Origin of the sequence: Erythrobacter sp. CCH5-A1, from assembly GCF_001557115.1 — a bacterium.
GTDB lineage: Bacteria > Pseudomonadota > Alphaproteobacteria > Sphingomonadales > Sphingomonadaceae > Erythrobacter.
Genome location: NZ_LSKQ01000011.1, coordinates 1 through 9,599, shown reverse-complemented (window position 1 = coordinate 9,599; position 9,599 = coordinate 1). Strand labels below are relative to the sequence as shown.

At 68.8% G+C, this 9,599-nt stretch carries 8 protein-coding genes; 5 read left to right on the top strand and 3 right to left on the bottom strand.

Annotated elements, in window-relative coordinates; all coding sequences use genetic code 11:
* Positions 1-224: 224 nt before the first annotated feature.
* The gene (locus AX708_RS00530) at positions 225-1,019 is read left to right on the top strand and encodes an outer membrane protein assembly factor BamD (RefSeq protein WP_156443433.1); all 795 of its coding nucleotides are present in this window, start codon (positions 225-227) and stop codon (positions 1,017-1,019) included.
* 4 nt (positions 1,020-1,023) lie between these two features.
* Here AX708_RS00530 and AX708_RS00525 read toward each other — a convergent pair whose 3' ends face one another.
* Positions 1,024-2,388: a DUF4118 domain-containing protein gene (locus tag AX708_RS00525; protein ID WP_197426158.1), complete on the bottom strand. Its 1,365-nt coding sequence runs from the start codon at positions 2,386-2,388 to the stop codon at positions 1,024-1,026.
* Positions 2,389-2,493: 105 nt separating this feature from the next.
* On the opposite strand from AX708_RS00525, the gene AX708_RS00520 reads away from it, so the two are divergent.
* Positions 2,494-4,413 (top strand): potassium transporter Kup, encoded by a 1,920-nt coding sequence (locus tag AX708_RS00520; protein ID WP_066530842.1) that lies wholly within the window; start codon positions 2,494-2,496, stop codon positions 4,411-4,413.
* A gap of 12 nt (positions 4,414-4,425) precedes the next feature.
* Here the strand turns inward: AX708_RS00520 and AX708_RS00515 are convergent, their stop codons facing one another.
* Positions 4,426-4,782 (bottom strand): response regulator, encoded by a 357-nt coding sequence (locus AX708_RS00515; RefSeq protein ID WP_066530845.1) that lies wholly within the window; start codon positions 4,780-4,782, stop codon positions 4,426-4,428.
* Between the two features lie 10 nt (positions 4,783-4,792).
* A complete protein-coding gene (locus tag AX708_RS00510) occupies positions 4,793-6,280 on the bottom strand; it encodes a sensor histidine kinase (RefSeq protein ID WP_067489157.1) in 1,488 nt (495 codons plus the stop codon).
* 229 nt (positions 6,281-6,509) lie between these two features.
* Between AX708_RS00510 and recN the strand changes: the two genes are divergently transcribed.
* The 3 genes from recN to AX708_RS00495 all read left to right on the top strand — a co-directional run.
* Complete coding sequence (gene recN / locus AX708_RS00505) at positions 6,510-8,177, top strand: DNA repair protein RecN (RefSeq protein WP_066530852.1); 1,668 nt, start codon at positions 6,510-6,512, stop codon at positions 8,175-8,177.
* Between the two features lie 92 nt (positions 8,178-8,269).
* Positions 8,270-8,695 (top strand): hypothetical protein, encoded by a 426-nt coding sequence (locus tag AX708_RS00500; RefSeq protein ID WP_067489154.1) that lies wholly within the window; start codon positions 8,270-8,272, stop codon positions 8,693-8,695.
* A 148-nt stretch (positions 8,696-8,843) separates the two neighbouring features.
* Positions 8,844-9,599: S9 family peptidase (locus AX708_RS00495; protein WP_156454501.1), on the top strand; the 756-nt coding region annotated here is incomplete at its 3' end.

The following is a 9,599-nucleotide window of genomic DNA, read 5'->3' as shown; positions in this document are numbered from 1 at the left end:
GTGCGGGGGTCTTTGCGACGGGTCATGCGCGGCAAGGAAACATATTTGCAGCGAGTAGGAAAATGCGGCGTGAGGGCGCGCCGCGGCAGAGCCGCGTCGTCGGACGGGTTCGGCAAGCCGACCCGCCGGCCGGGCTTTCGCCTCTTGTTTGCAAGTCTGACGACTTGCGCACAGGGCTCAGCCTTCACTTGGCGTTCAGGGCTGCCCTCGCTATACGACTGGCCATGTCGATGAAGCTCCACACCCTTGCCGCGCGCGCTGCGCTTGCTGCGTTCACTCTTGCGGGCCTTTCGGCCTGTGCCGGGGGCGGGGGGCCGAAGGACGTCGCTTACGTGGCGCGCGACGTCGAATCGCTCTATGCCGAGGCGCAGCGGCGGCTCGACAAGGGCAACACCTTGCAGGCCGCGGCGCTGTTCGACGAGGTGGAGCGCCAGCACCCCTATTCGCCCTGGGCCCGCCGCGCGCAGCTGATGAGCGCCTTCAGCTACTACATCGCGCGCGATTACAACAAGGCGATCCAGAACGCGCAGCGCTTCCTGTCGATCCACCCGGGCAACAAGGACGCGCCTTACGCCTACTACCTGATCGCGCTCTCCTATTACGAGCAGATCAGCGACGTGAACCGCGACCAGAAGATCACCGAGCAGGCGCAGACCGCGCTGCGCGAGGTCAACCGGCGCTTTCCCCAATCCGAATACGCCGCCGATGCACGGCTGAAGCTCGATCTGGTCGCCGATCACCTTGCAGGCAAGGAGATGGAGATCGGCCGCCACTACCAGCGCATGGGCCTGTGGCTCGCCGCCGACATGCGGTTCCGCAACGTGGTCGAGAAGTTCGACACCACCAGCCACACTCCCGAGGCGCTCTACCGCCTGTGCGAGAGCAGCCTTGCGCTGGGCCTGCCGCAGGAAGCGGTGAAATACGCCGCGGTGCTGGGCGCGAACTACCCGGGTAGCGAGTGGTACGAGCGCGCCTACAAGCTGGTGAACAAGAACGCCGCGAGTGTGAGCGCCAGCTGATCGGCTAAGCGCGGCGCGGAGCCCCGCCGCCTCCCGCCAACCGGTACCCCAGCGCAGGCTCGTTGAGGATCAGCGCAGGCTCCGCCGGATCCTCCTCCAGCTTCTGCCGCAGCGCGCGGATCGCGACCCGCAGGTAATCGATGTTGTCCTCGTGCGCCGGGCCCCACACCGCGCGCAGCAGCTGGCGGTGGGTGAGCACACGGCCCGCATGGCGCGCGAGCTGCGCAAGGACCGCGAATTCCTTCGGCGTCAGATGCACCTCCTCGCCCGCGCGGCTCACGCGGTGGCGGAACAGGTCGATCACCAGCGGGCCGCAGACGACCGGCTCCTGATCCTCGCCGGGCGACAGGTCGACGATATTGTCGACATAGCGCTGCAGCATCGCCGCCTCGGCCGCCACGGCGCCTGCCGCATCCTTGTCGCCCGGATTGCGCCGCAGGGTCTTCGCGCCCGTCTGGATCGCGTGGAGGCGCGGCTTCACGTCCTCGCCGATCGAGGCAAGCAGCACCGCGCGCATCCGGTCGCGCTCCTTGGCGGCGATGCCCGCCGCGGCCTCCGCCTCGAGGCGTGCGCGTTCCAGCGCGAGGGCCGCCTGATCGAGCAGGTTGCCGAGCAATTCGCGCGTCGCCTCGGTCACCGGCGAGCGCCCGTCGGGCCGCGCGAGGCCGACTGCGGCATGCACTTTCCCTGCGCCCACCACCGGGTGGAACTGCCAGTCGGTCGGGCTGACATGGGCCATGCCGCGCCCCGTCACCCGCCGCTCCTCGATCGCGGCGGCGAGCGCGGCGTGATCATTGGGCGCGAAGGCGGGGGCAGCGGGCAGGGCGGCGAGCACCTGCGGCGGGTCTTCGTTGGCGGCAAACACCACGTGGCAATCGAACAGCCGGGCGAGATCCTCGGCGACGACCTGCGCGATGCTCTCGCGATCGGTGCAGGGGATGAGGCGGCGGGCGAGGCCAGCGATGGTCGCGTTCCTCGCCGCACTGGCGGCGGCGAGCTGCGCCTGGGTGCGCATCGAGCTTGCGAGCTGGCTGGTCACCACCGCGACCAGAAACAGCGCGACGACCGTGAGGATGTCAGCCGCGCTCGCGATCCGCAGCGTATGGTAGGGCTGGGTGAAGAAGAAATTGAAGGCCAGCGTCGCCAGCACCGAGACGCCCAGCGCCGGGGTCAGCCCGGCATAGCGCGCGGTCACCAGCACCGGGGGCAGATAAAGCAACACGATCGCCGCCGAGCCCCAATCGGGGGCCAGCAACAATCCGGCAAGGGTCGATGCCAGCGTCAGGAACAGGCCGAACGCGAGGCCGATGGCGCGCGAGCCCGTGCTGGGCGCGAGCGCGGCGGGGGAGGGGAAGTCAGGGTCCGTCATGCTGCGCAAGATGCGCCGCATTGCATGGCCCGCCAAGCCATTCTCCGCATGCCGGCCGCCAATCCACATGGAAACTTTATGGCATTCGGGCGCACATGAAGGCGCATGGACACAGCATCTCCCGCGGCCCCGGCCGCCTCCGCCGCCACGACCCCCCACCATGGCCCCCGCGATCCCCTGCCCGTGCTGATGCTCGGCGCGATCGGGGTCGTGTATGGCGATATCGGCACCTCGCCGCTCTATGCGCTCAAGGAGAGCTTCGTCGGGCCGCACCCGCTCACAGTCGACCGGCTCCACGTCTTCGGTGTGCTGAGCCTGATCTTCTGGTCGCTGATGCTGATCGTCACGCTCAAATATGTGCTTGTCGCGATGCGCGCCGACAACAAGGGCGAGGGCGGCTCCTTTGCGCTGCTGGCGCTGATCGCCCGCCACGTCGAGGGCCCGCGCATCGGCGCCGCGCTGGTGGTGCTGGGCGTGCTCGCCGCCTCGCTGTTCTATGGCGACGCGATGCTCACGCCCGCGATTTCGGTGCTCTCGGCGGTCGAGGGGCTGACCATCGTCAATCCGGCGCTGGAAGCACTGGTCCTGCCGATTGCGGTGGTCATCCTGATCGGCCTGTTCCTGATTCAGAGCCGCGGGACGGCCAAGGTCGGCGCGCTGTTCGGACCCATCGTGCTGGTCTATTTCGCGACGCTGGCGACCCTCGGCATCGTCAATATCGCCGCGCGGCCCGAGATCCTCGGGATCCTCAATCCTTACCACGCCGCCGCCTTCTTCGCTTACGACCCGCACACCGCCTTCCTTGCCATGGGCTCGGTGTTCCTCGCGGTGACGGGGGCCGAGACGCTCTATGCCGACATGGGGCATTTCGGCCGCCGCGCGGTGGGGTTCAGCTGGCTCGGGGTCGCCTATCCCTGCCTGATGCTCAACTACATGGGGCAGGGCGCGCTTCTGCTCGCGCATCCCGAGGCCGCCGAGAATCCCTTCTACCTGATGGCACCCGAATGGGCGCGGCTGCCGCTGGTGCTGATCGCCACCGCGGCGACGATCATCGCCAGCCAGGCGGTGATCTCGGGCGCCTTCTCGGTGACGCATCAGGCGGTGCAGCTGGGCTTCCTGCCGCGCTTCAAGACGCTCCAGACCAGCGCCAAGGCGGCGGGTCAGATCTACATTCCGGCGATCAACTGGGGCCTGCTGGTGATGGTGCTGCTGCTGGTGTTGGGCTTCCGCGAATCCACCCGCCTCGCCTCGGCCTACGGCATCTCGGTGATCGGGACGATGCTGATCACCACCGTCATGCTCGCCTTCCTCGTCTTCCGGGTGTGGCGCTGGAACGCGCTGCTGGCGGGCGCCACCATCGGCCTGTTCGCCGCCGTGGACGTGATCTACTTCGCCTCGAACATCGCCAAGATCCCCGACGGCGGGTGGTTCCCGCTGGCGGTGGCGGGCGTGCTGTTCACGCTGCTCACCACATGGTCCAAGGGCCGCCGGATCATGCGCGAGCGGATGGGCGAGGGCGATCTGGCCCTGCCGCAATTCATCGCCTCGGTCGCCGGATCGGTCCACCGGGTGAGGAACACCGCGGTCTATCTATCGGCCTCGGAAGAGGGGGTGCCCTCGGCGCTGCTGCACAACCTGAAGCACAATCAGGTGCTCCACGCGCGGGTGCTGATCGTCACCGTCAAGGTGGAGGAAGTGCCGCAGGTCGACCCCGCCGCGCGCGCCGCGGTGCATGACGAAGGCGCGGGCTTCTTCCGGGTGATCCTGCGCTATGGCTTCATGGAGGACGTCGACATCCCGCGCGATCTGGCTGCGCTCGAGACCGCCTGCGGCGCCTTCGATCCGATGGCGACGAGCTACTTCCTCGGCCGCCAGAAGCTGATCCCCTCCGCCGACCACCCCGGCATGGCGCGCTGGCGCGAGGGGCTGTTCGCGTGGATGTCGAAGAGTTCGGAAAGCGCGATGGAGAGCTTCAAGCTGCCCACCAACCGCGTGGTCGAGCTGGGGAGCCAGATCCAGATCTGAGGACGCGCCCGCCTACTCTCCCGCCATCGCCGCACGCAGCGCGCTCGCCAGCGCTTCGGGATCGAGCGGCTTGGCGAGCACCGTGGCGGCGGCCATCGGCGGCGGCAACTGGTCGGGGCTGAAGCCGGTCACCACCACGAAGGGTATGCCGCGTTCGCCGAGCGCCTCGCACACCGGCAGGCTGCTCGCCCCGCGCAGGCTCGCATCGAGCACCGCGGCGTCGCACGGATCGGCCCCGGCAAGGATCGCCAGCGCGTCGGCCACCTTGGGGCAGGGGCCGACCACCCGATAGCCGGCGCTCTCCAGCGCCTCGGCAATCTCCTGCGCGATGAAATATTCGTCCTCGACGACCAGAATGCGGGCGCTCATGTGCCGACCCCTAGCGCAAAACCGCGGCAGGATCATCCTGCTCGATGATGTTGCCGAGCGCGCAGGTCAGGTGCCAGGCAAAGCCCTCCGGGGCAAAGCGGCTCTCGACCTCGGCATCGAGCGCGCTGCGCACCATGGCGCCGGTGACGACCGAGCCGAACCCGCTGGCGGCGGGCGGGGTGACCGGCGGGCCGCCGCTCTCGGCCCAGGTCATCACGAAGCGCGCGTCGGCACCCTCGCCCTCGCGTGCCCAAGACAGCCGCACCTCGCCGCCATCGCGCGAGAGCGCGCCATATTTGCTGGCATTGGTGACGAGTTCGTGGAGCGCCATGCCGAGCGTCTGCACCGCTGCCGGATCAAGCGCGACGTCATCGCCCTCGAGCAGGATGCGGGTGCCGATGAGATCCTTGAAATGGGCTAGCTGCGCCGCCGCCAGCGCCTGCAATCCGACCCCGCGCCAGGCGTTCCTGACGAGGAGATCCTGCCCCGCCGCGAGCGACTGGATGCGCGCGGCGAAGTTGGTCAGGAAGCTCTCGTGATCGGTCCCGCTGGTGCGCCGCGCGACCGACAGCACCACGGCGAGCAGGTTCTTGGCGCGGTGGTTGACCTCGCCCAGCAGCAGGCGGATGTGGCTTTCGCGGTCCTTCTGTTCGGTGATGTCGAGATTGGTGCCGACCACCCACTCGTTCGCGTCCCCGGGACCGGTGCGCACCACCTCGACCGCGCGCAGATGCCGCTCGCGGCCATCGTCGCCGCGGCGGATGCGGAACTCGTTGACCACGGTCCCGTCGCGCCGCGCTTCCATTTCCCGGATGCTGTCGGGCGCGGGCACGTCGTCGGGATGCAGCCGGGCGAGATATTCGTCGAGGCTCAGCGTACCGTCGGGTGTGGGGGCGATGCCGTAGAGGGCGAACATCGTGTCGTCCCAGTGGATCCTGCCGCTCGGCTTGTGCCATTGCCAGATGCCGATTCCGGCGGTCTGGGTGGCGAGGTGGGTCTTGATCTCGCTCTCGCGCAGCGCCTCCAGCGCCTGACGCAGTTCCTGCGCCTGTTGCTCCTTTTCCGCGGCCAGATCGAGGCTGGTCTGGCGCTGGGCGCGCAGGGCGCGGTTGGCGACGCGCATCCCGTGGATCAGCGCCAGATCCGTCCCGACCACGAAGACATAGAGCCCGAGCGCGACCTCGGAGCCCGCCAGCGTGAAGCTGCGGTCGGGCGAGATGAAGTAATACCACGCCACCAGCCCGCACAGCATCGCCGACAGCAGACCGGCGCGCAGGCCGAACAGGAAGCCGGTGAGGATCACCGCAGGGAAGAAGGTCACATAGGGAAAGCCGGGAGGCAGCAGCGGATCGACCAGCACACGCGCGATCCAGGCCGCGGCAAAGATCGCGAGGGTTCCGGCAAGGCGCGTGACCGGACCGAACCTTGCGATCTGGACGCGCTCGATCCACGGCAAGACGCCGTTCGAATGCTCGGAATCGGAACCGGCCTGCCCCATGGCGCTCACCTGTATCGTGCCCTTGCGCACAGCGGCCGGCGCAGCCCCGGTGCCGCGCGCGAGGGAAGGGGAGCCCCGGTGGGCGCCCCGTTCTGCGCTTGGCGCGCAAATCGCGCCAAGGTCAAGATGGCCCGTGACCGGCAGGCGTGCCAGAGACGTGCGGCTTGGGGATTGGGCGAGCCTTCCCGCGTGACGCGGCCTTGTGGCTGCGCTATCCCCTTGGGCGGCCATGCTGACCCGTCTCTCGATCCGCAATGTTGTGCTCATCGAAGCGCTCGATCTCGATTTCGCGCGCGGGCTGGGCGTGCTGACGGGGGAGACGGGGGCGGGCAAGTCGATCCTGCTCGATGCCCTGGGGCTGGTGCTGGGCGACCGGGCCGAGACCGGGCTGGTGCGCGCCGGGGAGGAGCGGGCGAGTGTCACCGCCAGCTTCGAATTCGCCGCGCTGCCGCCCGCGGTGGCCGCCGCGCTCGACGAGGCCGAGATTGCGCTCGAACCGGGCGAGCCGCTGATGATCCGCCGCCAGGTGCGCGCCGATGGCGGCTCCAAGGCCTTCATCAACGATCAGCCCGCCAGTGTCGCGCTGCTGCGCGAGCTCGCGCCTGCGCTGGTCGAGCTCCACGGCCAGCACGATGATCGCGGGCTGGTGAACCCGCGCGGGCACCGGATGCTGCTGGATCGCTATGCCGGGACCGACGTCGCCGGGCTCGAGCGCGCCTATGCCGGCTGGGCTCGCGCCGAGGCGCAGCTGGCCGAGGCGCGCGAGGCGGTCGAACAGGCCAAGGCCGATCAGGATCTGCTCATCGCGCACCTTGCCGAGCTGTCGGCGCTGGAGCCTGTTGCGGGCGAGGAAGCGCGGCTCGCAGGCGCGCGTGCGGACATGCAGAAGGGCGAGAAGCTCTCCGGTGACCTCTCGGACCTGCGGCACGTGTGGGAGGGCTCGGATTCCCCCCTCGCGGCGCTGCGCGTGGCCGCGCGCAAGCTCGACCGGATCGCCGAGCAGCATCCGCTGCTGGCCGAAGCGCTTGCCGCGCTGGACCGCGCGGTGATCGAAGCGAGCGAGGCGGAGGACAAGTTGCGGCTCGCCGCCGAGGTGCTGGTCCATGATCCGCACGAGCTGGAGCGCGCCGAGACCCGCCTGTTCGAACTGCGCGCCGCGGCGCGCAAGCACCGCTGCGAGGTCGACGACTTGCCTGACCTCGCGCGCACCATGCGCGCCCGCCTCGATGCGATCGAGGGCGGGGAAGCGCAGCTTGATGCGCTCGAGGCCGCCGCCAAGGAAGCGCGCCTCGCCTATGTCGAGGCCGCGGGCGAGGCCCACGCCGCGCGGGTCGCGGGGGCCGAGCGGCTAGACGCGGCGGTGGCGGCGGAGCTCGCGCCGCTGAAGCTCGATGCCGCGCGGTTCCGCACGCAGGTCACGCCGCTTCCCGAGGAACGCTGGGCGGCCTCGGGGATGGACGCGGTCGAATTCCTCATCTCGACCAACCCCGGTGCGGATTTTGCGCCTCTCGCCAAGATCGCGAGCGGCGGCGAATTGTCGCGCTTCATCCTCGCCCTGAAGGTTGCGCTGGCGGAGAAGGGCGGGGCGGCGACGATCATTTTTGATGAAATCGACCGGGGGGTTGGCGGTGCGGTGGCCTCGGCCATCGGGGAGCGTCTGGCGCGGCTTGCCTCGCAGGAGGGGCAGCTGCTGGCGGTGACGCACTCGCCGCAGGTCGCGGCGCGCGGCTCGCAGCATTACCTCATCGCCAAGGCCTCTTCGGGGACGGTGACGAAGACTTCGGTGGTGCTGCTCGACCACGCCGGGCGGCAGGAAGAGATTGCGCGGATGCTCTCGGGCGCGGAGGTGACGCCTGAGGCGCGGGCGCAGGCGGATCGGCTGCTGGAGGGGGTGTGAGCGACCGAGGCTCGCTTGCTCTCCTCGCTGCCGTTGCGGCTTTTGTCGCAGGCGGAGTCTGGCTGTCTGCGACAATCGACCGAAGGCCCAAAGTGAGCGAAGCGGTCGCCGCCGCGATCAGGGCCGAGCTGGCGTGGTATATCGAAGGAGCGACCGAACAGGTTGCGTCCAAAGGACCCGCGCCCGAAATCGTGACGATCTGCCTGCAAAGTGACGAGCCGCTGGATTATGCGCTGCTTGCGGATCGTTTGGCCGGCACTTTCATCCGCGCCGTTCCCGTGGCGGATTGCAAGAGCAAGACGGTCGAAGGGGACTTCGGCATGTTCAGCGGCATGACGTACTGGTTCGATGAGAACGGTGCGCGAGCGGATATGCTTGCTGTGAACCGTGTTCTTTGTTCCACCCCGCGCCGATGTGTCGTTGACATCAATTCCCTCGGCGCCGGAAACACGTACGAGGTGCGCCGATTGGATAAGGGATGGAAGGTCACGGAAACGTGGCAGCGTTGGATTGTGTGAAGGTCAATTCGGCCATGGCAATCTTCCTTGATCACTTCCTGCGTCACCCTGAACTTGTTTCAGGGTCCATTCCGCCCCACACTCCGGCGGCGTTGTGGTGTGCAATGGATGCTGGAAGCGCAGCTCTGCTTGCAGAAACGCGTTCAGCATGACGAGGTTTGAAATGATCCGCCTTCTGCCCTTCCTCCTCCTCGCCGCCTGCTCCCCCGCCACAACCCCCGAGGAGGCTCCCGCCGTCGTGCAGCCGAACAATGCCACCTATGGCACCGATGCCAACCTCCCCGCGTCCAAGCCCGATGCGATCCTGCGCTATGCCGATCATCCGCGCGGGTTTGCGGAGCTGCGGCTCCCCAAAGGGAAAGGCCCGTTCCCGCTGGCGGTGATCTATCATGGCGGGTGCTGGAAGACCGGCATCGCCTCGCAGGCTTACATGGCCCCGCTCGCGACCCGCTGGCAGCAAGAGGGCATCGCCACGCTCAATGTCGATTACCGCGAGGTGGGCGACGGGGGCGGATGGCCGGGGTCGTTCGCCGACTGGGCCGCCTCCACAAGAATGATCGAGCAGGTCGCGGCCAGGCACCCCATCGACCGCGCCCGCGTCACGCTGGTCGGGCATTCGGCGGGAGCCTTGCCCGCCCAGTGGCTCGCGCGCGATGATGGCGCCGCGGGGCCGCTCGGCGCGCGCGGGGCCACCAAGGTCCGCGCCGCCATCGTGCTCGACGGGCCGGGCGATGTCGGGGCCGAGCAGCCCGCCTTCGACACCTTGTGCCAGTTCTCTGCGGTAGAGCCCTTCATGGGCGCCGCGCCTGCCGCCGCTCCGGCGCGCTATGCGGCGATCTCGCCCGCGACCCGCGCACCGCAGCTTGCCGAATTGCTCTTCGTTCAGGCAAAACTCCCCGCGCCC

Bases quoted from the DNA above. Each gene is read 5' to 3' on its own strand.
- AX708_RS00530 (WP_156443433.1), top strand. From the start codon at position 225: ATGTCGATGAAGCTCCACACCCTTGCCGCGCGCGCTGCGCTTGCTGCG.
- AX708_RS00525 (WP_197426158.1), bottom strand. From the start codon at position 2,388: ATGACGGACCCTGACTTCCCCTCCCCCGCCGCGCTCGCGCCCAGCACG.
- AX708_RS00520 (WP_066530842.1), top strand. From the start codon at position 2,494: ATGGACACAGCATCTCCCGCGGCCCCGGCCGCCTCCGCCGCCACGACC.
- AX708_RS00515 (WP_066530845.1), bottom strand. From the start codon at position 4,782: ATGAGCGCCCGCATTCTGGTCGTCGAGGACGAATATTTCATCGCGCAG.
- AX708_RS00510 (WP_067489157.1), bottom strand. From the start codon at position 6,280: ATGGGGCAGGCCGGTTCCGATTCCGAGCATTCGAACGGCGTCTTGCCG.
- recN (WP_066530852.1), top strand. From the start codon at position 6,510: ATGCTGACCCGTCTCTCGATCCGCAATGTTGTGCTCATCGAAGCGCTC.